Here is a 24,530-nt window from a genome sequence, read left to right on the forward strand (position 1 = left end):
TTCTCCGGTTTGGCTGGGGGCGCGGGGCTGGCGGCTTGTGTCGGCGCCCCGGCTTCACTACAGTCGGGGGCACCTTTACCAGATCATGTGGCGTTTAAGGAAGTTTGGCATGAACACCCTTCGCATTGCCCGCCTGCTGTTTCTCGTCCTGGCGGCTCCCCTGGTGCTTTCGGGGTGTGATGCCATGTCCCGCATCAAGGGCAAGACGGCGCCGCCCTGCCCGCCGGTCTACATCATGTCCGACGCCGCCAAGATCACCAAGTACCGTTCCGGCGCGGGCCGCGACCTGACCGACGTTGAGATGGAAGGCGAGATCGTCGCTTTCAAGGGTGACTGCGTCTATGACGACAAGGGCGGCGAGGTGTCGCTGCAACTGGCCTTCGAATTACGGCGCGGCCCGGCAGCCCAGGGCCGGACCCTCGACGTCACCTATTTCGTCGCGGTACCCAAGTTCTATCCCGCCGCAGAAGCCAAGGGGGTGTTCACCTTTCCGGTGACCTTCCCCGATACGGCGGACCGCCTGCGCGCCACCGACGACGAGGTGGTCATGCGCCTGCCGGTCAAGACCAAGGAACTCATTGATAATTATGAGATCTTCATCGGGTTCCAGCTGACCCCCGAGGAAATGGAGATGAACCGGCGCAACAAGCGCTAGGACCTGTCCGACTCCCGTTGACTCCGCCGCCGGCCTGACTAAGATGTGCCGGCACAGATGATCCCCGTGGGAGAGATCGGCCCGTTCGCGGGCCGGCGCCGAAGGAGCAACCGCCCCTGGAAACTCTCAGGCAAAAGGACCGCGGGGGGATGAAACTCTGGAAAGCGTGCCGTCAGACCCTGTAAGGTCCGGCGGCCCACCGACGATGAAAGCCGCACTGTCCCTTTCGGGCAAGGCGGTGAATCTTTCAGGTTCCCAGACAGAGGGGGGCAAGCCGGGCGACGTCACAGCCATGCCCGGTGCCCTTCAATTCCCGCGCGGCGCGTCCGCGAAGGAGGAACCCGGTGTCCGAGTCCCATTCCGATACGCCCCTGCTGACCGTTCCCCTGGACGCCCTGCACCGTGAGCTGGGAGCCAAGATGGTGCCCTTCGCCGGCTATGCCATGCCGGTGCAGTATCCCGCCGGCGTGCTGGCCGAGCATCTGCACACCCGCTCGGCCGCCGCCCTGTTCGACGTCTCCCACATGGGCCAGGCGGAGATCAGGGGGGCCAAGGCGGTGGAACTGCTGGAGACCCTGGTGCCGGGCGACATCCAGGCGCTGGGGATCGGCAAGACCCGCTATAGCGTCTTCACCAACGACCAGGGCGGCATCCTCGACGATCTGATGATCAGCAAGCTGGCCGACGACCACCTGTTCCTGGTGATCAACGCCGCCTGCAAGCACGCCGACTTCGCCCATCTGGTCAAGCATCTGGGCGGCAAGGTGGAACTGCGGATGATCGAGGACCGTTCGCTGCTGGCGCTGCAGGGGCCCGGCGCAGCGGTCGCCATGGCGACATTGTCGCCCGAAGCGATCTCCATGACCTTCATGACCATCGCCGAGATCACGGTGGCCGGTATTCGTGTGCTGGCCACCCGTTCCGGCTATACCGGCGAGGATGGCTGGGAGATTTCCGTGGCCAATGCCGACGCGGAACGGCTGGCCCGCGCCATCCTGGGCGCGCCGGGCGTCAAGCCGGCCGGGCTGGGGGCGCGCGACAGCCTGCGCCTGGAAGCCGGGCTGTGTCTCTACGGCTCGGACATCGACACCACCACCACCCCGGTGGAAGCCAGCATCGCCTGGATCATGAGCAAGCGCCGCAAGGCCGAAGGGGGCTTCCCCGGCGCCGCGGTGATCTGCAAGCAACTGGCCGAGGGCGCCCCCCGCCGCCGCGTCGGCATCCAGCCCGACGGCAAGGCGCCGGCCCGCGCCCATACCGAGATCACCGACGAGGCGGGCAACCGCCTGGGCGAAATCTGTTCCGGCGGCTTCGGCCCGTCGGCCGGCGGCCCGGTGGCCATGGGCTACGTGCCCGCCGCCTTCGCCGCGATCGGGACCAAGTTGAAGCTGGTGGTGCGCGGCAAGGCCATGGACGCCCATGTCTGCGCCCTGCCGTTCGTGCCGCATTCTTATTTCAAAGGCTGAGGGGAAACTTCCAATGAGCAGCAAGCGTTTCACCAAGGATCATGAGTGGATCGAGGTCGCGGGCGATATCGGCACCGTTGGCATCAGCGACTATGCCCAGCACGCGCTGGGCGACGTGGTGTTCGTCGAGGTGCCCGACGCGGGCCGCGAGATCGCCAAGGGGGGCGAGGCCGCCGTGGTCGAATCGGTCAAGGCCGCCTCCGAGGTCTATTCCCCGGTGTCGGGCGTGGTGACCGCCGGCAATGCGGCGATCGTCGACCAGCCCGGCCTGGTCAACGAGGCCGCCGAGGGCGCCGCCTGGTTCTTCAAGCTGAAGCTCGCCAATCCGGTCGAACTGGACGACCTGATGGATCAGGCCGCCTACGACGCTTATCTCAAGACCCTGGAATAGGCTTGGCCGCCCGTCATGGCCGGGCCTGACCCGGCCGTGCACGGCTTAAAGTCGAATTGCTGACCTCAAGGTGACCATCCCATGCGCTACCTGCCGCTGACCGAGTCCGACCGCCGCGCCATGCTCGACGTGATCGGGGCGAAAAGCGTGGACGATCTGTTCCGCGACGTGCCCCCCTCCGCCCGGCTGGACGGGCCGCTGCCGCTTCCCCTTCACCAGGGCGAGATGGAGGTGGAGCGCGCCTTCACCCGCATGGCCGGCAAGAACCTGTCGGCGGGTTGCGCCCCCTTCTTCATCGGGGCGGGAATCTACCGCCACCACATCCCGGCGGCGGTGGACCAGTTGCTGCTGCGCGGCGAGTTCCTCACCGCCTATACGCCGTACCAGCCCGAGGTCAGCCAGGGCACCTTGCAGATGCTGTTCGAGTTCCAGAGCCAGGTGGCGACCATCACCGGCATGGACGTGGCCAACGCCTCCATGTACGACGGGGCCACGGCATGCGCCGAGGCGGCGATCATGGCCTGCCGCATCACCAAGCGGGCCAGGGTGATCGTCTCCGGGGGCCTGCATCCCCATTACGCCGAGACCGTCGAGACCTCGCTGCGCTACACCGAAATGGAAGCCGACATCCTGCCCCCCGACCCCCTGGGGATGGAGGACATGATCGGCCGGGTGGATTCCAAGACCGCCTGCGTCGTGGTGCAGAATCCCGGCTTCTTCGGTACGGTGCGCGACCTGCGGCCGCTGGCGGCGCTCTGTCGCGAGGCCGGCGCCCTGCTGGTGGTGATGGTGGCCGAACCCACCAGCCTCGGCCTGATCGAATCCCCCGGCGCCATGGGGGCCGACATCGTGGTGGCCGAGGGCCAGAGCCTCGGCATGGGCATGAATTTCGGCGGGCCGGGCCTCGGCCTGTTCGCCACCCGCGACAAGTATCTGCGCCAGATGCCCGGCCGCCTCGCCGGCCAGACCGTCGACGTGGATGGGCGCCGGGGCTGGGTGCTGACGCTCTCGACCCGCGAGCAGCATATCCGCCGCGAGAAGGCCACCAGCAACATCTGCACCAATTCCGGCCTGTGCGCCCTGGCCTTCTCCATCCACCTGACCATGCTGGGCGGCACCGGCTTCGGCCGTCTGGCCGAACTGAACCATCTGGCCGCCACCCGGCTGGAGCAGAGGCTGAAGGCGGTGAAGGGCGTGCGCGTGCTGCCGCAAAGCTATTACAACGAGTTCGCCGTCCATCTGGGCGACGACGTCGATGCCGCCCAGGTGGTCGATGCCCTGGCGGACAAGGGGATTCTCGCCGGCGTGCCGGCGTCGCGCTTCTATCCCACATGGCCGGAGCTGAAGCCGGTGCTGATCCTGGCCGCCACCGAGACCAATACCGAGGACGACATGGATAAACTTGTCGCCGCCCTGAAGGAGGCCGTGTGATGAGCGAGACCATTTCCGGCAACCGCGCCCTGCAGATCGAAGAAAAGCTGATCTTCGAGCTGGACAATCCCGGCTGCGTCGCCATCGACCTGCCCGAGCCGGCGCCCTTCGACCTGGACCGCCTGGGCGGCGCGCCGCGGCGGGGCCGGGTGGCGCTGCCCGACCTGTCCGAGCCCCAGGTGGTGCGCCACTACACCCGCCTGTCGCAAAAGAATTACGGCATCGATAGCGGCTTCTATCCCCTGGGGTCGTGCACCATGAAGCACAATCCCCGCCTGTCGGAGAAGGTGGCCCGTCTGCCCGGTCTGGCCGACCTGCATCCGTTGCAGCCGCAGAAGACCGTGCAGGGCGCGCTGGAGGTGATCGATACCCTGGCCCATTGGCTGAAGGAGCTGACCGGCATGCCGGCGGTAGCCATGAGCCCGGCGGCCGGCGCCCATGGCGAGTGGTGCGGCCTGATGGCCATCCGCAGCGCCCACGAGGACAGGGGCGAAGGGCACCGCAAGCGCGTGCTGGTGCCGGAAAGCGCCCACGGCACCAATCCCGCCTCGGCGGCCATGTGCGGCTATACCGTCGATTCCATCCCGGCGCTCGAGAACGGCAGGGTGGATCTGGCGGCGCTGAAGGCCAAGCTGGGCCCCGACGTGGCCTGCCTGATGCTGACCAACCCCAACACCTGCGGCCTGTTCGAGACCGAGATCGTCGAGATCGCCGCCGCGGTGCACGGGACGGGGGCCTATTTCTACTGCGACGGCGCCAATTTCAACGCCATCGTCGGCCGGGTGAAGATCGCCGATCTCGGCATCGACACCATGCACATCAACCTGCACAAGACCTTCGCCACGCCCCATGGCGGCGGCGGTCCCGGTGCCGGCCCCACCGTGCTGTCGGCGGCGCTGGCTCCCTACGCCCCCGTTCCCTATGTGGTGCATGGGGCGGACGGGCTGGAACTGGTGGAGGGCAAGCGCGACGGCGCCAAGCCGTTCGGCCGGGTCAAGGGCTTCCACGGCCAGTTCGGCGTGTTCATCCGCGCCTTGGCCTACATCCAGTCCATGGGGGCCGACGGGTTGCGGCAGGCGTCCGCCGACGCGGTGCTCAACGCCAATTACCTGCTGGCCTCGCTGAAGGAAGACCTGTCGGCCTCGTTCGACGGTCCCTGCATGCATGAGGCACTGTTCGACGACCGTTTCCTCAAGGATACCGGAATCACCACGCTCGACTTCGCCAAGGCGATGATCGACGAGGGCTATCATCCCATGACCATGTACTTCCCGCTGGTGGTGCATGGCGCCCTGCTGATGGAGCCCACCGAGACCGAATCCAAGGACACCCTGGACCAGTACATCGCCGTGGTGCGCGGACTGGCCGCCAGGGCCAGGGCGGGCGCCGCCGAGGACTTCAAGGCGGCCCCCCGCCTGACGCCGCGCCGCCGTCTGGACGAGACCCTGGCGGCCCGCAGCCCGGTGCTGCGCTGGAAACCCGCCGCCGAGTGACGATCCGCATGAAGGGCGGAGGGAAATCCTCCGCCCTTCATCACAATGCGCTTCGGAATCACACCAACGTTCACTTGCCCCACGCCAACCTTTGGCCTAGGCTTTCAAGCCTGAGGACGAGGGGAATGGGCATGGCGGACAAGGACGATCTCGGCCGGTCGAGCGACATGTATGTCGCCTTCGCCTTCGCGGCTGCCGACGTTCTTCTCGAACTGGATTACCAGGGCAAGACCGCTTTCGCGGTGGGCGCCGCCATGGCGCTGCTGGGACGCGGCGCCCGGGCACTGACCGGCCAGCCGCTGTCCGGCATCATCCATCCCGGCGACCACACCGCCCTGGCCCAGGCCCTGAAGCAGATGGCCGGCGGCGAGCGGGTGCGCAACGCCATGCTGCGCGTGCTGCGTCCCGACGGCAAGAATTCCGAGGTGACGCTTTCCGGCTACCGCCACCCCAGCACGCCCGACCGCCTGATGGTGGCCTTGGGCCATCCCGGCGGCTTCCACGCCCACAAGGAGGACCGGGTGGGCGAGACCGGGTTGCTGGACAAGGACAGCTTCCAGGCCATGGCGGCCAGCCTGCTGGAAAGCGCCGCGCCGGACGAGCCCTACCAACTGACTCTGGTCGAGCTGCCCAAGATCGACGCCCTGAGCGGCAATGCCGAGGCGCAGGAAGCCTTGAGCACCGAACTGGGCAACCGGTTGAAGGCGCTGTCGGTGGGCGGCGACGGCGTCGGCCAACTGGATGACGGCAAGTTCGGCGTGCTGCATTCGGCGGCGGTGTCCGCCGATTCCATCAGCCAGTCGGTGACCCAGGCGGCGGCCGTGGTGCTGCCCGATTCGCCGCCCATCCATGCGACCCTGGCCACCTTGATGCTGGACGTCGCCGACGTGCCGCCGGAGGAGGCGGCCCGCGCCCTGACCTACACGCTCAACCGCTTCGCCATGGAGGCGGAGAACGGCGGCAACCTCGCCGACCTGATGAAGGATCTGCAGCCCCGCCTGTCGGCGACGGTCAAGCAGATGAACGACGTGCGCAACACAGTGACGGGCGGCGATTTCGACCTGATGTTCCAGCCCATCGTCGATCTGTGGACCGGCGTGGTGCACCATTTCGAGTGCCTGGTGCGCTTCAAGGGCGAGGACAACAAGTCGCCCTACGAGACGGTGACCTTCGCCGAGGACACCGGCATGGTCGGCATGCTGGACATGGCGCTGCTGGAGCGCGCCATCAAGTTCATGCGCTCCAACGTCGCCAATACCGAATCACTCAAATTCGCCGTCAACCTGTCGGGCTATTCCCTGTCCGATCCCACGGTGGTGCGGCGCTTGAAGGAAATCCTCACCACCACCAAGGATCTCAGGAAGCGCCTGGTGTTCGAGATGACCGAATCCGCCCAGGTCCGCGATCTCAAGGCGGTCAACGACGTCATCCAGGCCATCCGCCAGCAGGGCCACGAGGTCTGCCTGGACGATTTCGGCGCCGGCCACGCCGCCTTCCACTACCTGCGCGCCCTGAAGGTGGACAACGTCAAGATCGACGGCTCCTACATCAAGGACGCCATGCGCAACAACGAGGACGTCTCGTTCATCAAGGCCATCGTCGGCCTGTGCACCGAACTGGGCGTCACCACCACCGCCGAATACGTCGAGGACGCCGAGACCGCCAACCTGCTGAAGCTCTTGAAGGTCCGCTTCGGTCAGGGCTGGTATTTCGGCAAGCCGCTGCGCCCGTCGTCGGAGGACATCCGTACCGCCTGGCGGACTCCGACGCTGGGCTGGAACAAGGGGCTGCTCTACTTCACCAAGGGGTGAGCTTCCCCATTTCCTCCCGCCCGGCTTTGGGATAAGCATGGGGGATGAGTTCGTCCCAGACCCTGCAGGGTGACATTCCGGTCGGCAACTGGATCGACCGTCACGTCCCCGCCGCCGCCCGGCCCTATTTCCGCCTGATGCGCCTCGACCGGCCCATCGGCACGTGGCTGCTGCTGTTCCCCTGCTGGTGGAGCATCGCCCTGGCCGGGGAGGGCTGGCCCGACCTCTGGCTGTTCGCCCTGTTCGCCGTGGGCGCCGGGGTGATGCGCGGGGCGGGCTGCACCTTCAACGACTGGGCCGACCGCGATTTCGACGGCCGCGTGGCGCGCACCGCCGGACGGCCCATCCCGTCGGGCGCCGTCAGCCCCACCCAGGCCCTGGCCTTCCTCGGGCTGCAATTGCTGATCGGCCTGGGCGTGCTGATGCAGCTCAACAACTTCGCCGTCGCGGTGGGCATCGCCTCGCTGCTGCTGGTCTTTCCCTATCCCTTCATGAAGCGCATCACCTACTGGCCGCAGGCGTGGCTGGGGCTGACCTTCAATTGGGGGGCGCTGCTGGGCTGGGCGGCGGTGAGCGGCCACATGGGCCTGCCCGCTTTGCTGCTCTACGCCGCCGGGCCGTTCTGGACGCTGGGCTACGACACCATCTACGCCCACCAGGACAAGGAGGATGACGCCCTGATCGGCGTGAAGTCCACCGCGCTGCGCCTGGGCGACGATACCGTCCGCTGGCTGTGGCTGTTCTATCCCATGACGCTCGCGCTGATCGGCGCGGCCGGCTGGGCGGCGGGCCTGTCCTGGGCCTTCTGGCCGGGGTTGGCCCTGGCCGGCTTCCACCTGCTGTGGCAGATCAGGACCGTCGATATCCACGACGGCGCCGATTGTCTGGCCAAGTTCAAGTCCAACCGTCACTTCGGCTGGCTGGTGCTTCTGGCCATCGTGGCGGGGAAGGTGCTGTGACCCCCGTTTCCGCCACCTTCGAGGCCGCCAGCGCCTTCATCCAGGCCAACACCGAGGTTTCCCACCCGCCGGCCTGTCCCGAGATCAAGTTGTGGACCGCCACCGAGGTGACGCCGCTGTGGGAAGCGACGGAGGAGGCGCTGCTGCGCGTCAACCTGCCGCCGCCCTATTGGGCGTTCTGCTGGGCGGGCGGACAGGCGTTGACCCGCTGGGTGCTGGACCATCCCGAGCTGGTGGCCGGCAAGCGGGTGCTGGACTTCGCCGCCGGGTCGGGGGTGACGGCGCTGGCCGCCGCCAAGGTTGGCGCTGCCAAGGTCGAGGCCGCCGAGATCGATCCCATGGCCTGCTACGCCATCCGCCTCAACGCCGAGCTCAACGGCGTCGACGTGGAGGTGCTGGCCGACGACGTGGTGGGGGCTCCCTGCCGCTGGGACGTGGTGATGGCCGGCGACGTCTGCTACGAGGCGCCCATGACGGCCCATATCTGGCCGTGGCTGGTCAGGCTGGCCGCCGAGGGCGCCATGGTGGTGATGGCCGATCCTGGCCGCGCCTACCTGCCCAAGACCGGCTTGCTGCGGGTCGGGCAGTACACGGTGGTCACCAGCCTGGACCTGGAAGACAAGGCCCAACGCGACGTGGGCATCTACAGGATCGTCGGCTGAGCCCTATTCCCCCACGTTGAGCAGCGCGCCCCGCACCCGCGCGCCGTGCCACGCCCACAGGAACAGGCCGGCGCCGAGGGCGAGGTAGAGGGCGTTGAGCGCCAGGGCCGAGGCCAGCAGGTCGAGGCGCATATCGCCCTCGAACACCACGGCGCGCATGCCTTCGAAGACGTGGGCGGGCGGCAGCGCCCAGGCCACCGGCTGCAGCCAGGCGGGCAGGGTGGAGATGGGGTAGTAGATGCCGGCCAGGGGGGCCATGGCGAAGATCAGCACCCAGGCCAGGCTCTCGGCCCCCAGGCCGAAGCGCAGCACCAGGGCGGACACCGCCAGGCCCATGGCCCAGCCGCTGACCATCAGGCAGAACCAGAAGGCCACCAGGGGCGCGCCTAAGGTGAAGATGGAATAGTGGTAGAGCGGGATGGCCAGCAAGGCGGCGGGCAGCACGCCGATCACCGTGCGGATCAGGCTCATGGTCAGCATGGAGATCACCAGTTCGTGGGGGCGCAGCGGGCTGACCGACAGGTGCCCCAGGTTGCGCGACCACATCTCCTCCAGGAACGACAGCGCCACCCCCAGATTGCCGCGGAACATCACGTCCCACAGCAGCACCGCGCCGATCAGGATGCCGCCCGCCTGGGCCACCCAGGTGGAATGCTCGGCGAAGAAGCGGTTGGTGAAGCCCCACACCACCATGTTGACGGCGGGCCAGTAGGCCATCTCCAGCAGGCGCGGCCACGAGCCCTTGAGGATGTAGAGGTGCCTGAGACACATGGCCTCGATGCGGCGGGTCGAGAGGGTCATGGCGCGGCCTCCCAGCCCCTGTCATCCCGAGCGCAAGCGAGGGATCTCCGCCTGGAGTGATGGTGCCGATTCTGAAATGCCGGACCAGAAGGAGATTCCTCCTCCCGATGGTCGTCGGAATGACAGGGAGGATGAAGGCTCATGACGTTGCCTCCGGCCGTTGCCGGTCCCGGGCGATGTCGAGGAACACCTCTTCCATGCTGGCGCGGCCGAAGCGTTCGATCAGGGCGGCGGGCGAGCCCTGGTCGACGATGCGCCCCTGCTTCATCATCAGCACCCGGTCGCACATGCGCTCGACCTCGGTCATGTTGTGGGACGCCAGCACGATGGTGGCGCCGGTACGCTCGCGATAGGCCTGGAAATAGCTCCGCACCCAATCGGCGGTGTCGGGGTCGAGCGAGGCGGTGGGCTCGTCGAGCAGCAGCAGGTCGGGCTTGTTGAGCAGGGCCTTGGCCAGGGCGACGCGGGTCTTCTGCCCCGCCGACAGCTTGCCCGCCGGGCGGTCGATGAACTCGCCCAGTTCCAGCTCGTCGGCCAGTTCGGCGATGCGGTCCTTCAGGTGCTCCACCCCATAGAGGCCGCCATAGACCTTGAGGTTCTGGCGCACCGACAGGCGGTGGGGCAGGTCCACATAGGGGCTGGAGAAGTTCATGCGCGGCAGGACGCGGTAGCGGTGCCGCACCATGTCCTCGCCCAGCACGGTGATGGAGCCGGACGTGGGCAGCAGCAGGCCGAGCAGCATGGACAGCGTGGTGGTCTTACCCGCCCCGTTGCCGCCCAGCAGGGCGGTGGTCGAGCCGGCGGCGATGGTGAAGTCGAGGCCGTCCACGGCCTTGACCGGGCCGAAGCTCTTGAACAGGGACCGGACCTCGACGGCGTTCAACCTCGGGGACGCGCCCTGAGGCCCCGCTTGCGCGGGTCGCCCTGCACCATGGATTCGATGTGGCGGCCCTGGAACAGGGTGATGCCCACCGAATGGCCGTATTCGATGCCGGCCTGGTTGTCGCAGCGGCATAGGATGATGCGGGTGACGCCGATGCGGCGCAGCGCCTCGGTCTTCTTGTCCTTCTCCTCGGTCAGCGAGGGGTCCCACACCAGCTTGATCAGGTCGGCGCCCAGGCGCTCGCGGTCGACGAAGGGCAGCTGGGAATAGGTCAGGCCGTCGATACAGATGCGGTAGCCGCGGTCATGGGCGAAGTCGCGCGCGAAGAGATAGCCGCCCAGGTCGGCGAAGATGTCCACCTTTTGCAGTTCCAGAACGATGGTGCCGCGCATACCCGCCTTGACGTTGTCGTCGAACACCAGGAATTCCGGCGACAGGATGGTCGAGACGTTGAGGTTGATGCTGATGTCGCCTTCCAGGGTGCGGTCGTCGTGCTTGTTCAGCATGGACAGCACGCGGCGGTCGAGCGTCTCGGTCAATTGCTGGAACAGCCAGGGGCTGGAATTGACGTTGACGCTGGGGAACAGGGTCTGGCGCAGGTCGGCGATGGAGATGAACAGCTCGTGGAACACCGGGGCGGGCGGCGACTTGCCGACCACGGCGCACACCGCCTGGCGGCGCATCAGGTTGGCGAGGTCGGCCTGGCCCAGCGATGATTCCACCCGGTGCAGCAATTCCGGGGTAAAGGGGCTGCCCTTGGGCTTGTTCGCCTGGAGCTTGGCGTCCTGGGCGTTCTTTTCCGAGGTGGCGTTGCGCTTGGCGTTCTCGTCCTGGACCATCTTCTGGGCCAGGGCCAGCAGCATGTCGTATTCGCGGTCCAGGGAATACCAGGTGCAGAACAGCGCCTGGCGGGTCCGCTGTTCCTCGATCACCAGGGGGTCGTCCGAGAACAGGAAGCGCAGCTTGACCACCGCCGCCTCAACCTCGTCCTGGGCCTGGGCCTTGTAGATGACCATCAGATCGGCGTTGGCCAGGGTGAACACCTGGGCCTGCATCAGTTTGACCAACTGCTCGAAGGTGTTGCCGGCGATGCGGGTGTGGTGCTCGCGCCGGTTCTGGGCGGCCAGTCCCGACAGGTGGACATGCACCGCCCGGCGGTCGTGGCGGTGGCGCTCCAGCCGGTGGATGTAGTCGAGCAGCAGGCTTTCCTGGCTGTTGGGCCGGGGCATGCCGGCGGAAGGCGGAGCGTTCATCATCAGCGCAGCGCCTTGAGCACGGGGAACAGGTCCAGCATGTCGTTGTTGCCGCATTCGGCGCGCGGCCGGCCGTTGATGACGGCGTGGCGGTGGGTGCATTGCTGCAGCGTGCAGGCCGACGACTTGTCGCACTGGGCCATGGTGACGGCGGAGATCATGGAATCCAGGAAGCGGCCCTGGAACATGCGGATGCCCTGGGCCAGACCCCACGACACCGAGGTCTCGGAATCGCAGCGCGACAGGATCACCCGGTCGAAGCCCACCGGCCCCAGGGCGGCCAGCAGTTCGGCGGTCTTGATGTCGTCGAGCATGTCGTTGCTCCACGCCACCTTGACGTAGTCGGTGTCGTAAAGCTCGGCGTCCATGAACTGCAGCGTCACCGGGCTCATGCCGTCCAGCACCGAGCGGTGCCCGCGCGAGCGCAGCAGGTCCCGCGTGCGGAAAAAGCCGTCCAGGTCGTTGAAGATGTCGAGCAGCTGGAATTCCACCACCAGCCCGGCGCGGCCCCGGATGCTGGCCTCGAACTGCTGGAACACCGGCGTCTGCACGGTGGCCATGTTGAGGTTGACGGAAAAGGCGCTGGGCATCTTGCGGAAGCCCACGTCCTGCAGCACCGACAGCACGCGCAGGTCGAGAACCTGCGACAGGTGCTGGAACAGCCAGCGGTTGGACAGGATGTTGACGTCGGGGGCCAGGGCCTTCTGCAGGTCCATGATGGACATGAAGAATTCCTGGAAGGCCACCTCGGCGTGCATGTTCTCGTTGATGCGGATACAGGCCTGGCGCCGCACCACGCCGGCGATGTCGGTGGCGCCGATGCGTTCCAGAACCCGGGTGAGGTTCTTGGCGTCCAGCGGCTGGATCTGCGGCGCGGTGCGCTGGTCGGCCACCGACTTCTTGGCGTCGATCACCATCTGCCCGCACAGCGAGAAGAAGGAATCGTAATCGGCTTCCAGGTCGTAATAGCTGACGAAGCGGTCCTGTCCGTCGGGGGATTCGGCGTAGGTCAGCGGGTCGGTGGAGAACAGGGCGCGCAGCTTGTAGACGATGGCGTCCAGGTCGGCGAAGCGGGCATCCTTGCAGATCAGGATGATGTCCGAATTGGTCATCAGGAACATCTGGCCGCGATAGGCGTCGACCATGGATTCGAACATGCGGAAGGCAATGCGGATGCGGCCCTCCTCCCGGTTGGCCGGGAGAAGGCGGGACAGGTGCAGGTGCAGCCCTACCCGGCCCTCGCGGATTCTGCCGACCCGTTCGGCAGCATCGTAGAGAAGGCTTTCCGGCGTGACGACTTCCTGCTGTCTTCCTCCGAACGCGCCTGCGTTCATTCGCACCCCGATCTCAACGCGCCGCTATTCCCAAAAGTCGGTCGCAACCCCCACTGTGATCCGCCATATATAAAGGCCCGGTTACCTGGGTGCAAAAAAGTATCATCGGCGAGGCCCCGGCCCTAGTGGAAATGACAGACCAAACCCATAACGTGCCGCCCGGCACCCGCGACTACGCCATCGGCGACATTCACGGGCGGCTCGACCTGCTGGACCGCCTGCTGGCCGACATCGCCGGGGACGTCGCCCGCTTTCCGGCCGGGCGGGTGGTGGTGGTGTTTCTCGGCGACCTGATCGACCGGGGGACGGAATCCCGCCAGGTGATCGAGCGGGTGTGCGGCGGCCCGCCGGCCGAGGGGCCGCTGGCCGGGGCGCGCTATGTCTGCCTGCGTGGCAATCACGAAGATATCCTGCTGCAGTTCCTGGCCGATTTCTCCGTCGGGCCGCGCTGGTTCCGCAACGGCGGGCTCGAGGCGGTGCGCTCCTATGTGGGCGAGGTGGATGCCAGGCTGGCCCACGACCATCCCCGCCTGCAGAAGCTGCTCTACCGGGCGCTGCCCACCCATCACCTGCGCTTCCTGTCGTCCATTCCCACCCGGCACGAGGAAGGCGACTATCTGTTCGTCCATGCCGGGGTGAGGCCGGGCATCGCCCTGGACCGCCAGGACCCCTTCGACCTGATGTGGATCCGCGAACCCTTCCTCAGCGCCCGCGAGGCGCGTTCCAAGATGGTGGTGCACGGCCATACCGTGGTGATGGACCCCGAACTGCGCCCCAACCGCATCGGCATCGATACCGGGGCCTGGCGCACCGGGCGGCTGACCGCCCTGGTGCTGGAAGGCGGCGGGCGGCGCTTCCTGTTCACCTGATCCCCCCTTTTGTCTTGCATGGCGCAAGCGGTTGGGTTAGCAGGCATCAGGCCACCAAGGACCGGGATGCCATGACCGAACTTTCCGCCCTCGTCGAACGCGTCGAAAAGCTGCGCGGCACCATGGTTCTGTGCATCGGCGATGCCATGCTGGACCGCTTCGTCTACGGCTCGGTGGAGCGCATCTCCCCCGAGGCGCCCATTCCCGTCCTGTGCATCGAGCGCGAGACCGCCATGCTGGGCGGGGCCGGCAACGTGGTGCGCAATCTGGTGGCGGTGGGCGCCGCCCCGGCCTTCGTGTCGGTGGTGGGCGACGACACCGCCGGGCGCGAGGTCACCCGGCTGGTGGGCGAGCACGGCGAGATCGACCCCTGCATCGTGGTCGAGCCCGGCCGCCAGACCACCATCAAGACCCGCTTCTTCGCCTCGCACCAGCAATTGCTGCGCGCCGACCGCGAGTCGCGCAGCCCGGTGGGCGACGCCATCCGCGACCAGCTGCTGATCCGGGTCGAGCGCCTGTTGCCCAAGGCCGGGGTGGTGGTGCTGTCCGATTACGGCAAGGGCGTGCTGGCCGAGCCCATCGCCGCCGAGCTGATCCGCCGGGCCAAGGCGGCGGGCAAGCAGGTGATCATCGACCCCAAGGGCACCGACTACACCATCTATGCCGGGGCCACCCTGGTGACGCCCAACCGCAAGGAACTGCACGAGGCCACCGGCATGGCGGTGGACAGCGACGAGCAGGTGGTGGCGGCGGCGCGCCAGTTGATCGAGGCCTGCGGCTTCGAGGCGGTGCTGGTCACCCGCAGCCAGGACGGCATGACCCTGGTCCGCGCCGACGGCCAGATCAACCACCTGCCGGCCGAGGCGCGCGAGGTGTTCGACGTGTCCGGCGCCGGCGACACCGTGGTCGCCACCCTGGCCGCCGCCCTGGCCTCGGGGGCCTCGCTGCCCGAGGCGGCCCATCTGGCCAACGTGGCCGCCGGCATCGTGGTCGGCAAGGTGGGCACCGCCGTGGCCTATGCCAACGAGTTGGTGGTGGCGCTCCACCACGAGGACCTGACCCTGGGCGAATCCAAGATCGTGCCGGTGGACGTCGCCGCCGAACTGGTCGATCGCTGGCGGCGCAAGGGCCAGAAGGTGGGCTTCACCAACGGCTGCTTCGACCTGCTGCATCCCGGTCACGTCTCGATCCTGGCCCAGGCCAAGGCGGCCTGCGACCGGCTGGTGGTCGGCCTGAACTCCGACGCCTCGGTGCAGCGGCTGAAAGGTCCGACCCGCCCGGTGCAGTCCGAGGCGTCGCGTGCCACCGTGCTGTCGTCGCTGGCCACCGTCGATCTGGTGGTGATCTTCGGCGAGGACACGCCGCTGGAGGTGATCTGCGAACTGAAGCCCGACGTGCTGGTCAAGGGCGCCGACTACACCATCGACAAGGTGGTGGGCGCCGACGAGGTGCAGTCGTGGGGCGGCAAGGTGGTGCTGGCCGAACTGGTCGACGGCCAGAGCACCACCAACACCATCAGGAAGATGAACGGGAACTGAGATGGGAACCGGCACGGAGCATCTTACCCAACTCGGCCAGGCGGCGGCGCTGCCCGACAGCCCTGACGCGGCGGTACTGGAAACGGTGCCCAATCCCCATCCCGGCACCCTCTATCTGGTGCGCTTCACCGCGCCCGAGTTCACCTCGCTGTGTCCGATCACCGGCCAGCCCGATTTCGCCCAACTGGTCATCGACTACGCCCCCGAATGCGCGCTGGTGGAGAGCAAGTCGTTGAAGCTGTTCCTGGGGTCGTTCCGCAATCACGGCGCCTTCCACGAGGATTGCACCATCGCCATCGCCAAGCGGCTGGTGGCGGCCTGCCAGCCGAAATGGCTGCGCATCGGCGGCTACTGGTACCCGCGCGGCGGCATTCCCATCGACGTGTTCTGGCAGACCGGCGCGGCCCCGGACGGGCTGTGGCTGCCCGACCAGGGCGTGGCCGGCTATCGCGGCCGGGGATGAGTGGGACGGACGTCAAATCCCTGATCCGCGCCAAGGCCCTGGAGCTGGGCTTTTCCGACGTGGGGTTCGCCCGCGCCCAAGGCTTGCCGGAATGGAAGGCCAGCCTCGACGCCTATGTGGCCGAGGGCCGCCACGGCACCATGGAATGGATGGCCGAGACCGCCGAACGCCGGGCTGATCCCCAGGTTCTGTGGCCCGAGGCCCGCTCGGTGATCGTGCTCGGCACCAATTACGCCCCGTCCGGCGATCCGCTGAAGCTCACCCGCCTGCCCGAGCGCGGCAACATCAGCGTCTATGCCCGCAACCGCGACTATCACGACATGGTCAAGCGGCGGCTCAAGGCCCTGGGCCGCTGGATGGCCGAGGCCTGGGGCGCCCAACTGAAGGTGTTCGTCGATACCGCCCCGGTGATGGAAAAGCCCCTGGCGGTCCAGGCCGGGCTGGGCTGGCGCGGGCGGCACACCAACATCGTGTCGCGGCGCTTTGGTTCGTGGCTGTTCTTGGCGGAAGTGTTCACCACAATGGAGATCGAGCCCGACGCGCCGGAGGCCGACCGGTGCGGCTCGTGCCGGGCCTGCGTCGAGGCTTGCCCCACCCATGCCCTGGACGGCGAGGGGCGTATCGATGCAAGGCGCTGCATCTCCTATCTCACCATCGAGAGCAAGAGCCCCATCCCCGAGGATCTGCGGCCGGACCTGGGCAACCGCCTGTATGGCTGCGACGATTGCATGGCGGTCTGCCCGTGGGACAAGTTCGCGCCGCCGACGCGCGAGGCCGACTTTCTGCCCCGCGTCGAACTGACGGCGCCGAAGCTGGCCGATCTGGCCCGGCTGGACGAGGAGGGATTCCGCGAGGTGTTCACCGCGTCGCCGGTGAAGCGGGCCGGCTACGAGCGCTTCATGGCCGGGGTGATGATTGCCATCGGCAACAGCGGCCGTCATGATCTGGCCCGCGAGGCGGAACGGCGGCGGGATGACCCGTCGCCGCTGATCCGCGATGCGGCCCGGTGGGCCGTTTCAGTCCTCGGCGGCCAGGGCCCGGGCAAGCTGTGACAGGGCTTCCTGGTGGCGTTCGTTGGTGATGGAGGTGAAGTTGCGCGCCAGTTCCAGGCACATGCGCTGGCGGGCGTTCAGATCGCTGGCCCGCCGGTTGTCCAGGCCTTCGTAGAAGAAGCCCACCGGCACGCCCAGGACCTGGGCGATCTCGAACAGGCGCCCGGCCGAGATGCGGTTGATGCCGCGCTCATATTTATGGGCCTGCTGGTAGGTGACGCCGATCAGGTCGGCCATCTGCTGCTGCGACAGACCGAGCATGATGCGCCGCTCGCGGATGCGGCTGCCCACATGCTTGTCGGTATCGTTGGCCCGGTTCATGGGGCGGGCGGGTTTTGCTCCGGCACGTATCGGCATGGCGTTCAGTTGGTCTCTGGCTAAACCGCGTTCAAGCCGCGATTGCTTCGCTGTATCAGGCATGGCTACCCTTCCCCGTGCATAGTCGGAATTGATAAGGCAAGCAACCCGAAACTCCGAAAGTATCGGAAACCCGAAACCTATATTTAATCGGTCGAGTATAAGATTTTAATTTACTGTGTATATGTCTTGGTGTGTCGCGCAACCGGGGCGCTCCGGCCCTCCGCCCCGAGGGGTGCCCGAAGCCATTCCGACGAGACAGCCTCGTCGAATGCATATGGCGACGGTCACATGGAGCGACCAGATAGAAACGAAAGAATAGGGCTGAAGGCCTAGCCTATACGGTCAGGTCGACGCCCCGCCCGGACGAGGCCGCGGGATTGGGCGACAGGACCTCGAACTCCACCCGGCGGGAACGGCCCGACAGGGTCGAGGCGCGGTCCACGGCGTCGGCATAGGCGGTGTTGCCGTAGGCGGCGCTGCCGGCCACCGTGGCGGATACCCTTTCCGAGGTTTCCCCGTCCTGCTCCTGGGCCAGGGCCTGGGTCAGGAAGGCGGAAGAGGGGCGAGGAGTGGAGGCCTGCTCCTGCTCGCGGCGGTCGCTGTCGAGGGTCTGGCGGCGCTGCTCGGTCTTCGCCTCGGCAGCCTGTTGCTGCTGGGCGGAGGATTGCTCCTCGACCTGGGTATTGTCCCTGGGGTCGAAGCGGTTGCTGACCGCCTGGGTCGCCGCCACGTTGCCGGCCCGCAACGCCCTGATCGCGTCGATCAGGTTCGCTGTGCTGCTTGAGCCGGTGATGGCGCCGATGGACAACGGTTCCGCTCCGCCGAAGGGTTAAGAAATCGATAATACCCATCGGCGGAGGATTTTCGCAATCGGGTGGAGGCCCGGTGCGCGATTATTTTGCCGCGCCGTGCGCGCGGTTATTTCCCCGGGCCGTGCATGCGCTCGTGCATGGCCCGGTGGTCGGGGTCCCGCATGTGCTCTTCGTGCATGGAGCGGTCGGCCGGGTCCTTCATGTGCTGGTCGTGCATGGCCGGGTCATGGGCGTGGCCGTCGGGCATGGCGGGTGCGGCGCCGGGCGGCGCGGCGCCCTGGGCGACCACCGTCACCGGGACGGTGACCGGCGGGGCCTTGGCGAAGGTCAGCGTCAGGGGAAGGCTCTGGCCGGCGCCGAGGCGGGCCTTGAGGCCGTCCAGCATGATGTGCAGGCCGCCGGGGCTGAAACGAAGCGCCGCGCCGGGGGCAAGCTCGATGGAATCCTGCCGCTGCATCTTCATGGCGCCGTCGGCGTGGACGTGGCGGTGGAATTCCACCTTCGCGGCGGCGGGGCTGCTGGCGGAAACCAGCCGGTCGGCCTCGGCCCCCGTATTGGTCAGCGTGATGAAGACCATGCCCACCCTGGTGTCGGGGCCGGTGGCCCGCGCCCAGGCATCCGCCGTGCTGATCTGGGCTTCGGCGGCGCCGGCCGCCTGTCCCCAACCGAGAGCCAGGGCGAGGGCAATTCCCAGAACGGTCTTCATCTGCGATGATCTCCGGCAAGACGGGGGCGCGACAAGGCGCCATTGAACTCCGGGGGGACGGGGAAAGCAATGAACGAAAAGCCCGAAACGGCCGCCGCCGCCCTGCCCGCCAACAACCGCGCGGCGCTGCGCCGGGTGGCGCGGGCGGTCCGCAAGGCGGCGCTGGCCACCAGCCTGGCCGAGGGCAAAGACAGCCGTCCCTATGTTTCGTTGGTCACCCTGGCCTTCGATCACGACCTGTCGCCCATCCTGCTGCTGTCGCGGCTGGCCGACCATACCCGCAACCTGCTGGCCGACGGCCGTGCCGCCCTGCTGCTCGACGGCACCGACGGCCATGCCAATCCCCAGACCGGGCCGCGCGTCACCCTGACCGGCAGCGTGGCGGAGAACGACGATCCCCGGCTGCGCCGCCGCTTCCTGGCGCGGCATCCCGGGGCGGCGCTCTATGCCGGCTTCGGTGATTTCGCCATCTGGCGGATGAGTGTCGAGCGGGCCCATTTCGTCGGCGGCTTCGGCCGTGCCGTGTGGTTCGACGCGCCGCTGGTGGCGCCGGAGCAGGCGGCCCTGATGGCCGGGGCCGAGGATTCCGTCCTGGAGGCTGTCAACGGCGGCCGTCCCGAACTGGTCGCCGCCCTGGCCGCGCGGGCCGGCGGCGTGGCGGGATGTGGCTGGCGGCTGGCCGGCATCGATCCCGACGGCTGCGAGCTGGAGGCCGGCGAGACGCAGCTGCGTCTGTCCTTCGATCTGGGTCCCGACGAAGCGCGTCCCCCGCTTTCCTGCCTGCAAACCCTGGCGGAGAGCCAATCAAACTGATGCGTCGTCGATGCGAATCTGTATCGCTTCAATCCTGCCGTTCTTAAGAATCAGTGAATTTTTCCCACCAAGAGCATTGCTCCTGGGACGGCGGGCGGCTATCTTCGCGTCCTCTTTCGCGGCGGCGGCGCAATCCTCAGAAAAAGCGCCTGACCGGCGGCCGGTCCAAGGAAGGCCCGATCGCTTCGGGGGTATCGTCCCCCGGGCGGCGGGAGGATCGGGTCCTCCGGTCTTTAACGGAGTAGGATGGAAATGACCAAGAGCGGTATTCCTGGCGGAACCACCATGAACGCCAAATTGCTGGCGTGGGTCGACGAGATGGCGCGGCTGTGCCGTCCCTCCGGCATCCACATCTGCGACGGTTCCCAGAAGGAATACGATGCGCTGTGCGAGATGATGGTCGCCGGCGGCACCATGATCAAGCTGAACCCGGCCAAGCGTCCCGGTTCCTATCTCTGCCGTTCCGACCCCCGCGACGTGGCGCGCGTCGAGGACCGCACCTTCATCTGCTCGCACAACAAGAACGACGCCGGCCCCACCAACAACTGGGTCGATCCGCGCGAGATGAAGGCGCGCATGACCAAGCTGTACGACGGCTGCATGAAGGGCCGCACCATGTACGTGGTGCCGTTCTCCATGGGCCCGCTGGGCTCGAACATCGCCCATATCGGCGTGCAGATCACCGATTCCGCCTATGCCGCCGCCAACATGCGCATCATGACCCGCATGGGCCAGCCGGTGCTGGACATCCTGGGCGCCGATGGCGATTACGTCGAGTGCCTGCACTCGGTGGGCCAGCCCCTGGCCGAGGGCGAGAAGGACGTCGCCTGGCCGTGCAATCCCGACAACATCACCATCGCCCACTTCCCCGAGGACCGGCAGATCTGGTCGTTCGGCTCGGGCTACGGCGGCAACGCCCTGCTGGGCAAGAAGTGCTTCGCGCTGCGCATCGCCTCGGCCATGGCCCGCGACGAGGGCTGGCTGGCCGAGCACATGCTGATCGTCGGCGTGGAAAGCCCCCAGGGCGAGAAGACCTACGTCGCCGCCGCCTTCCCCAGCGCCTGCGGCAAGACCAACTTTGCCATGCTGGTGCCGCCCAAGGGCTTCGAGGGCTGGAAGATCTTCACCGTCGGCGACGATATCGCCTGGATCAAGCCCGGCCCGGATGGCCGCTTCTACGCCATCAATCCGGAAGCCGGCTTCTTCGGCGTGGCGCCGGGGACCGGCGCCACCACCAATCCCAGCGCCATCGCCGCCTGCGCCAGCAACTCCATCTTCACCAACGTCGCCCTGACCGATGACGGCGACGTGTGGTGGGAAGGCCTGACCGACGCGCCCCCCGCCCATCTGATCGACTGGAAGGGCAAGGACTGGACGCCGGACTCCAAGGACCCGGCCGCCCATCCCAACGCCCGCTTCACAGCGCCGGTCAGCCAGTGCCCCAGCGTCGACCCCGATTGGGAGAACCCGGCCGGCGTGCCCATCTCGGCCTTCATCGTCGGCGGCCGCCTGTCCAAGAACGCCCCGCTGGTCACCCAGGCCTTCAACTGGGCGCACGGCGTCTATCTCGGTGCCACCATGGGCTCGGAAGCCACCGCCGCCGCCGTCGGCCAGGCCGCCATCCGCCGCGATCCCTTCGCCATGCTGCCGTTCTGCGGCTACAACATGGCCGACTACTTCAACCACTGGCTCAACATGGGCCGCACCGTGAAGAACCCGCCGCCGATCTTCCGCGTCAACTGGTTCCGCCGCGACGAGAACAACAAGTTCATGTGGCCGGGCTACGGCCAGAACATGCGCGTGCTGAAGTGGATCGTCGACCGGGTCCAGGGCAAGGCCCGCGCCGTGGAAAGCCCCATCGGCCTGGTCCCCAAGTACGAGGACCTGGAGTGGAGCGGGCTGGACTATCCGCGCGACAAGTTCAAGGAACTGATGCGCATCGACCGCGAGGCCGGCGTCGCCGACGCCCGCAGCCAGGAAGAGCTGTTCGACAAGTTCTTCGACCGCGTGCCGAAGGAGATGCTGTTCGAGCGTGAACTGCTGAAGTCGCGCCTGTGGCGCGCTCCCGCCGTGTGGGAGATGGCCAGCGAGGAAATCTAGTTGGCCGGACCCGGCTGACCGGAGCTTTCGGCCCCCTGCCCGGAAACGGGCGGGGGGTCTTGCTTTTCGGAGGGCGCTTTGCCGGCATAGGGCGAGACCGCATGGCCGATATTGCGCATCTGCTTGGTGCTGTCGCCCGACCAGGAATGGAAGCGCAGGGTGCCGTCGGGGCTGAACATCAGCCCGGCCTCACCGCTTTTCACGTCCCAGCCGCCCCAGACATGGGAGGCCACCGGGACGAAATTGACCATCCGCGGGCCGGAGCGTTGCGCCACGTAGGTCAGCATGCGCGAGCCGTCGGACAGGACCTCGTCGCGGTCGGGCGAGCCCAGCAGGGCGACGGCCTCGTCCACGGTGGACTTGCCGCTCTGCAGCCGGGCCAGCTTGTCGGGATTGGCGCCCGAGCATCCCGCCAGCATCGCCACAGCCGCCACCGTCGCCAAAAATCGCATGGAACCGCTCCCCATCTGATCGCGGCCCATCATGGCCCAAGCCGGCGGATCGGGCAATCGTGGGAGCGGTTCCCTACGCCAAAGGTCCGGGATGAGGGCGGGGCCGGATTGGGGGGTTGCCTTCAAAGCCGCCTTCGCCTAGCCTTCGCGCCTACACGGAGTCGCATAATCTTTAATGGCGGCGCCGGAAGAAGGGGAAGAGATGGTGACCATGAACGGATTGGACCGGCGGGCGATGGCGCTCGCGGTGATGGGATTGCTTGCGCCTGTCGCGGGGGCCTTGGCGGAGGAAGAGGTCGTCGACACCGTGGTGGTGTCGGATACGGCCGGACGCAGCGCCAAATCCGCCGTCTCATCCTCGCCGGAAGCCTTGCCGGCCTCGGTGACGGTGATGACCGCCGAGGAGATCGGACGCCGTCCGGTCAGCCACTACACCGACCTGTTCCGGCCGGTGGCCGGCATGGCCATCGGGCGGTTCCAGCCCGGCGGGCTGGCGGTGGGCATCGCCATGCGCGGCTATTCCTCCGGCAATCACGGCCGCGAACTGGCCCGCGTGGTGGACGGCATGCCGCTGTCCACGGTGGGCAATATCGGTTCCGCCGATCTCAACTGGATCATGCCCGAGATGATCGAGCGGGTAGAGGTGATCCGCGGCCCGTTCAGCGCCGAATACGGCGAGGACGCCCTGGGCGGGGCCATCGCCATGATCTCCAGGCGGGCCGGGGCCACCCCCATGCTGGCCCTGTCGGGCGGCTCGTCCGCCACCAAACGCGGCATGGCGTCCTACAGCCGGGCCGGGGCGGTCCTGCCCGGCGGGCTGGTTCCCTACGTGGCGGCCGAGGCCTTTCAGACCGAGGGCTGGCACGACAATTCCGCCTATCTGCGCCGGAACGGCTTCGCCAAGCTGTCCAAGGATCTGGACGGCGGCATCCTGTCGGTGCGCCTGCAGGCCTCGGACGGCGATTGGGGGGCGCCCAACTACTTCCCCATCGCCGCCTACCGCAACGGCACGGTGTCGGAACGCGCCGCCGTCAGTCCCAGCGATGGCGGCCTGAGCGGCCTGCGCATGGCGGTGCTCAACTGGATGCCCGCCAACGCGGATCAGGGATGGACGGCCAATGCCTACGCCTACAACAATGAGTTCGTCCGCTACGCCACCACCTATGCCACCGGCCAGCAGGTGCGCACCGCCGACCGCCGCAACGTGGGCGGCGCCACCGTCAAGCGGAGCTGGAGCGGCGAGGTGGCGGGCCTGCCCGGTCTGCTGCTGGTGGGCGGCGATCTGCGCCACGACGACGCTTCCACCGCCCGGAGCAACACCACTGCCCGGAATTTCCAGTCCTGGGTCTATGACGTGGACTACGGCCGTACCCTGCTGGCCGGCTTCACCCAGGGACAGGTCAAGCCGCTCCGCTGGGTCAAGCTGACCCTCGGCGGGCGCTACGATCAGGCGTGGTTCGACGTGGACGACAAGCGGGTCTCGGCCGCCTCGGGAGAGCAGGAGACCGGCGCCTTCAGCCCCAAGGCGGGCATCACCGTCACGCCGCTGCCCGGACTCGACCTGTTCTTCAACCATGGCCGGGGCTTCCGCATGCCCAACGTGCCCGACGAATTGCGCACCAACCTGGCCATGAAGGCTCAGAAGCTGACCAGCCAGGAGGCCGGACTCCAGGTGGAACTGCCCCTGGACGCCACCTTGCGGGGGACGGTCTGGCACACCACCCAGGATTCGGAAATCCGCTCGGTGGGGGGGATCTACCAGAATCTGGGCGCCTCGCAGCGCGACGGCATCGACCTGGAGGCCCGCATCCATCTGGTCAAGGACAGGGACGACCTGCTCGGCCTCCATGCCTCGGCCACCCGCGTCGTGGCCAGGCTGCTCGACCGGGCGCCGTCCACCAAGGTCACCGACGTGCCCGACTACATCGTCAATGTGGGCGCCGAGGGACGCCACGCCTTCGATGACGGCGATTATCTGGCCGGCTCGCTCAATATCCAGGTCAACGGCCGCAAATACGCCAGCGACACCGCCAGCTTGCGGACCAAGCCCTACGAGGTGGTGCAGTCGCGCCTGGAATACGGCTTCGCCTCGGGCCTGTCGGTATTTGCCGACGGAACCTGGGTCCTGGGCGACCGCTACGCCGAACTGGCCTCCGCCACCATCATCGTCCAGCCGGAATTCACCGCCATGACCGGCATCGTCTACCGTTTCCAGTGAGGATCGCC

General features: G+C 67.5%; 23 protein-coding genes and 1 riboswitch. Of the genes, 15 read left to right on the top strand and 8 right to left on the bottom strand.

Translation table 11 applies throughout. The features are described from left to right. The first annotated feature begins 109 nt into the window (after positions 1 to 109). The 8 genes from H261_RS02590 (at position 110) to H261_RS02625 (ending at position 8,868) form a co-directional block, all read left to right on the top strand. Positions 110 to 655: a hypothetical protein gene (locus H261_RS02590; RefSeq protein ID WP_008613991.1), complete on the top strand. Its 546-nt coding sequence runs from the start codon at positions 110 to 112 to the stop codon at positions 653 to 655. Positions 656 to 712: 57 nt separating this feature from the next. Continuing rightward, positions 713 to 807: riboswitch (glycine riboswitch) on the top strand. A 192-nt stretch (positions 808 to 999) separates the two neighbouring features. Beyond that, entirely contained in the window at positions 1,000 to 2,121 is a 1,122-nt protein-coding gene (gene gcvT, locus H261_RS02595) for a glycine cleavage system aminomethyltransferase GcvT (protein WP_008613992.1), read from the top strand. A 13-nt stretch (positions 2,122 to 2,134) separates the two neighbouring features. Beyond that, the gene (gene gcvH / locus H261_RS02600; protein WP_008613993.1) at positions 2,135 to 2,512 is read left to right on the top strand and encodes a glycine cleavage system protein GcvH; all 378 of its coding nucleotides are present in this window, start codon (positions 2,135 to 2,137) and stop codon (positions 2,510 to 2,512) included. Positions 2,513 to 2,593: 81 nt separating this feature from the next. Further along, positions 2,594 to 3,943, top strand: coding sequence for an aminomethyl-transferring glycine dehydrogenase subunit GcvPA (gene gcvPA, locus H261_RS02605; RefSeq protein ID WP_008613996.1), 1,350 nt, complete (start codon positions 2,594 to 2,596; stop codon positions 3,941 to 3,943). Continuing rightward, positions 3,943 to 5,436, top strand: a complete 1,494-nt coding sequence (gene gcvPB / locus H261_RS02610; RefSeq protein ID WP_008613998.1) for an aminomethyl-transferring glycine dehydrogenase subunit GcvPB — start codon at positions 3,943 to 3,945, stop codon at positions 5,434 to 5,436. Before gcvPA ends, gcvPB begins: the two co-directional genes overlap by 1 nt. A gap of 131 nt (positions 5,437 to 5,567) precedes the next feature. Further along, positions 5,568 to 7,247, top strand: a complete 1,680-nt coding sequence (locus H261_RS02615) for a sensor domain-containing phosphodiesterase (protein WP_152426666.1) — start codon at positions 5,568 to 5,570, stop codon at positions 7,245 to 7,247. A gap of 44 nt (positions 7,248 to 7,291) precedes the next feature. Further along, positions 7,292 to 8,206 (top strand): 4-hydroxybenzoate octaprenyltransferase, encoded by a 915-nt coding sequence (gene ubiA / locus H261_RS02620; protein ID WP_008614003.1) that lies wholly within the window; start codon positions 7,292 to 7,294, stop codon positions 8,204 to 8,206. After that, positions 8,203 to 8,868: a class I SAM-dependent methyltransferase gene (locus H261_RS02625; RefSeq protein ID WP_008614004.1), complete on the top strand. Its 666-nt coding sequence runs from the start codon at positions 8,203 to 8,205 to the stop codon at positions 8,866 to 8,868. Before ubiA ends, H261_RS02625 begins: the two co-directional genes overlap by 4 nt. Positions 8,869 to 8,871: 3 nt before the next feature. Here H261_RS02625 and H261_RS02630 read toward each other — a convergent pair whose 3' ends face one another. From H261_RS02630 to H261_RS02645, 4 genes are all read right to left on the bottom strand, one after another. Continuing rightward, the gene (locus H261_RS02630) at positions 8,872 to 9,669 is read right to left on the bottom strand and encodes an ABC transporter permease (protein ID WP_008614007.1); all 798 of its coding nucleotides are present in this window, start codon (positions 9,667 to 9,669) and stop codon (positions 8,872 to 8,874) included. 139 nt (positions 9,670 to 9,808) lie between these two features. Beyond that, positions 9,809 to 10,552: an ABC transporter ATP-binding protein gene (locus H261_RS02635; RefSeq protein ID WP_008614011.1), complete on the bottom strand. Its 744-nt coding sequence runs from the start codon at positions 10,550 to 10,552 to the stop codon at positions 9,809 to 9,811. Then, positions 10,549 to 11,808 carry an EAL domain-containing protein gene (locus H261_RS02640; RefSeq protein ID WP_008614013.1) on the bottom strand — a complete coding sequence of 420 codons (1,260 nt, stop codon included), beginning with the start codon at positions 11,806 to 11,808 and terminating at the stop codon, positions 10,549 to 10,551. Before H261_RS02640 ends, H261_RS02635 begins: the two co-directional genes overlap by 4 nt. Then, entirely contained in the window at positions 11,808 to 13,139 is a 1,332-nt protein-coding gene (locus H261_RS02645; protein WP_008614014.1) for a hypothetical protein, read from the bottom strand. The genes H261_RS02640 and H261_RS02645 overlap by 1 nt, the downstream gene beginning before the upstream one ends. A 131-nt stretch (positions 13,140 to 13,270) precedes the next feature. On the opposite strand from H261_RS02645, the gene H261_RS02650 reads away from it, so the two are divergent. From H261_RS02650 to queG, 4 genes are all read left to right on the top strand, one after another. Then, positions 13,271 to 14,008, top strand: a complete 738-nt coding sequence (locus H261_RS02650; RefSeq protein ID WP_040475615.1) for a metallophosphoesterase family protein — start codon at positions 13,271 to 13,273, stop codon at positions 14,006 to 14,008. Between the two features lie 71 nt (positions 14,009 to 14,079). Further along, the gene (gene rfaE1 / locus H261_RS02655) at positions 14,080 to 15,546 is read left to right on the top strand and encodes a D-glycero-beta-D-manno-heptose-7-phosphate kinase (protein ID WP_008614020.1); all 1,467 of its coding nucleotides are present in this window, start codon (positions 14,080 to 14,082) and stop codon (positions 15,544 to 15,546) included. Between the two features lies 1 nt (position 15,547). Next, the gene (gene queF, locus H261_RS02660; protein WP_008614043.1) at positions 15,548 to 16,009 is read left to right on the top strand and encodes a preQ(1) synthase; all 462 of its coding nucleotides are present in this window, start codon (positions 15,548 to 15,550) and stop codon (positions 16,007 to 16,009) included. Beyond that, positions 16,006 to 17,061 (top strand): tRNA epoxyqueuosine(34) reductase QueG, encoded by a 1,056-nt coding sequence (gene queG / locus H261_RS02665; RefSeq protein ID WP_008614048.1) that lies wholly within the window; start codon positions 16,006 to 16,008, stop codon positions 17,059 to 17,061. Before queF ends, queG begins: the two co-directional genes overlap by 4 nt. Here queG and H261_RS02670 read toward each other — a convergent pair. From H261_RS02670 to H261_RS02680, 3 genes are all read right to left on the bottom strand, one after another. Then, positions 17,026 to 17,382, bottom strand: coding sequence for a helix-turn-helix domain-containing protein (locus tag H261_RS02670; RefSeq protein ID WP_008614052.1), 357 nt, complete (start codon positions 17,380 to 17,382; stop codon positions 17,026 to 17,028). The two genes, queG and H261_RS02670, sit on opposite strands and share 36 nt — an antisense overlap. 373 nt (positions 17,383 to 17,755) lie before the next feature. Beyond that, positions 17,756 to 18,229: a hypothetical protein gene (locus tag H261_RS02675; RefSeq protein WP_040475617.1), complete on the bottom strand. Its 474-nt coding sequence runs from the start codon at positions 18,227 to 18,229 to the stop codon at positions 17,756 to 17,758. A 110-nt stretch (positions 18,230 to 18,339) separates the two neighbouring features. Beyond that, positions 18,340 to 18,939, bottom strand: coding sequence for a copper chaperone PCu(A)C (locus H261_RS02680; protein ID WP_008614054.1), 600 nt, complete (start codon positions 18,937 to 18,939; stop codon positions 18,340 to 18,342). A gap of 69 nt (positions 18,940 to 19,008) precedes the next feature. On the opposite strand from H261_RS02680, the gene H261_RS02685 reads away from it, so the two are divergent. Beyond that, positions 19,009 to 19,752, top strand: coding sequence for a HugZ family pyridoxamine 5'-phosphate oxidase (locus tag H261_RS02685; protein WP_008614056.1), 744 nt, complete (start codon positions 19,009 to 19,011; stop codon positions 19,750 to 19,752). Between the two features lie 246 nt (positions 19,753 to 19,998). Beyond that, positions 19,999 to 21,852, top strand: a complete 1,854-nt coding sequence (locus H261_RS02690; protein WP_008614058.1) for a phosphoenolpyruvate carboxykinase (GTP) — start codon at positions 19,999 to 20,001, stop codon at positions 21,850 to 21,852. On the opposite strand, the gene H261_RS02695 is transcribed toward H261_RS02690, so the two are convergent. Then, the gene (locus H261_RS02695) at positions 21,849 to 22,304 is read right to left on the bottom strand and encodes a hypothetical protein (protein ID WP_200860223.1); all 456 of its coding nucleotides are present in this window, start codon (positions 22,302 to 22,304) and stop codon (positions 21,849 to 21,851) included. The two genes, H261_RS02690 and H261_RS02695, sit on opposite strands and share 4 nt — an antisense overlap. A 211-nt stretch (positions 22,305 to 22,515) precedes the next feature. Here H261_RS02695 and H261_RS02700 point away from each other — a divergent pair, with 211 nt between their 5' ends. Beyond that, a complete protein-coding gene (locus tag H261_RS02700; protein ID WP_152426668.1) occupies positions 22,516 to 24,522 on the top strand; it encodes a TonB-dependent receptor in 2,007 nt (668 codons plus the stop codon). Positions 24,523 to 24,530: the final 8 nt, after the last annotated feature.

It is taken from the genome of Paramagnetospirillum caucaseum (assembly GCF_000342045.1).
Classification (GTDB): domain Bacteria; phylum Pseudomonadota; class Alphaproteobacteria; order Rhodospirillales; family Magnetospirillaceae; genus Phaeospirillum; species Phaeospirillum caucaseum.

Excerpts from the sequence above, each read along its gene's own strand:
- H261_RS02630 (WP_008614007.1), bottom strand. The coding sequence starts at position 9,669 with ATGACCCTCTCGACCCGCCGCATCGAGGCCATGTGTCTCAGGCACCTC.
- queG (WP_008614048.1), top strand. The coding sequence starts at position 16,006 with ATGAGTGGGACGGACGTCAAATCCCTGATCCGCGCCAAGGCCCTGGAG.
- H261_RS02680 (WP_008614054.1), bottom strand. The coding sequence starts at position 18,939 with ATGAAGACCGTTCTGGGAATTGCCCTCGCCCTGGCTCTCGGTTGGGGA.
- gcvH (WP_008613993.1), top strand. The coding sequence starts at position 2,135 with ATGAGCAGCAAGCGTTTCACCAAGGATCATGAGTGGATCGAGGTCGCG.
- H261_RS02700 (WP_152426668.1), top strand. The coding sequence starts at position 22,516 with ATGAACGGATTGGACCGGCGGGCGATGGCGCTCGCGGTGATGGGATTG.
- H261_RS02615 (WP_152426666.1), top strand. The coding sequence starts at position 5,568 with ATGGCGGACAAGGACGATCTCGGCCGGTCGAGCGACATGTATGTCGCC.
- rfaE1 (WP_008614020.1), top strand. The coding sequence starts at position 14,080 with ATGACCGAACTTTCCGCCCTCGTCGAACGCGTCGAAAAGCTGCGCGGC.
- H261_RS02640 (WP_008614013.1), bottom strand. The coding sequence starts at position 11,808 with ATGATGAACGCTCCGCCTTCCGCCGGCATGCCCCGGCCCAACAGCCAG.
- gcvPA (WP_008613996.1), top strand. The coding sequence starts at position 2,594 with ATGCGCTACCTGCCGCTGACCGAGTCCGACCGCCGCGCCATGCTCGAC.
- H261_RS02650 (WP_040475615.1), top strand. The coding sequence starts at position 13,271 with ATGACAGACCAAACCCATAACGTGCCGCCCGGCACCCGCGACTACGCC.
- H261_RS02685 (WP_008614056.1), top strand. The coding sequence starts at position 19,009 with ATGAACGAAAAGCCCGAAACGGCCGCCGCCGCCCTGCCCGCCAACAAC.
- ubiA (WP_008614003.1), top strand. The coding sequence starts at position 7,292 with ATGAGTTCGTCCCAGACCCTGCAGGGTGACATTCCGGTCGGCAACTGG.
- queF (WP_008614043.1), top strand. The coding sequence starts at position 15,548 with ATGGGAACCGGCACGGAGCATCTTACCCAACTCGGCCAGGCGGCGGCG.
- H261_RS02695 (WP_200860223.1), bottom strand. The coding sequence starts at position 22,304 with ATGCGATTTTTGGCGACGGTGGCGGCTGTGGCGATGCTGGCGGGATGC.
- H261_RS02645 (WP_008614014.1), bottom strand. The coding sequence starts at position 13,139 with ATGAACGCAGGCGCGTTCGGAGGAAGACAGCAGGAAGTCGTCACGCCG.
- H261_RS02690 (WP_008614058.1), top strand. The coding sequence starts at position 19,999 with ATGGAAATGACCAAGAGCGGTATTCCTGGCGGAACCACCATGAACGCC.
- H261_RS02670 (WP_008614052.1), bottom strand. The coding sequence starts at position 17,382 with ATGAACCGGGCCAACGATACCGACAAGCATGTGGGCAGCCGCATCCGC.
- gcvPB (WP_008613998.1), top strand. The coding sequence starts at position 3,943 with ATGAGCGAGACCATTTCCGGCAACCGCGCCCTGCAGATCGAAGAAAAG.
- H261_RS02590 (WP_008613991.1), top strand. The coding sequence starts at position 110 with ATGAACACCCTTCGCATTGCCCGCCTGCTGTTTCTCGTCCTGGCGGCT.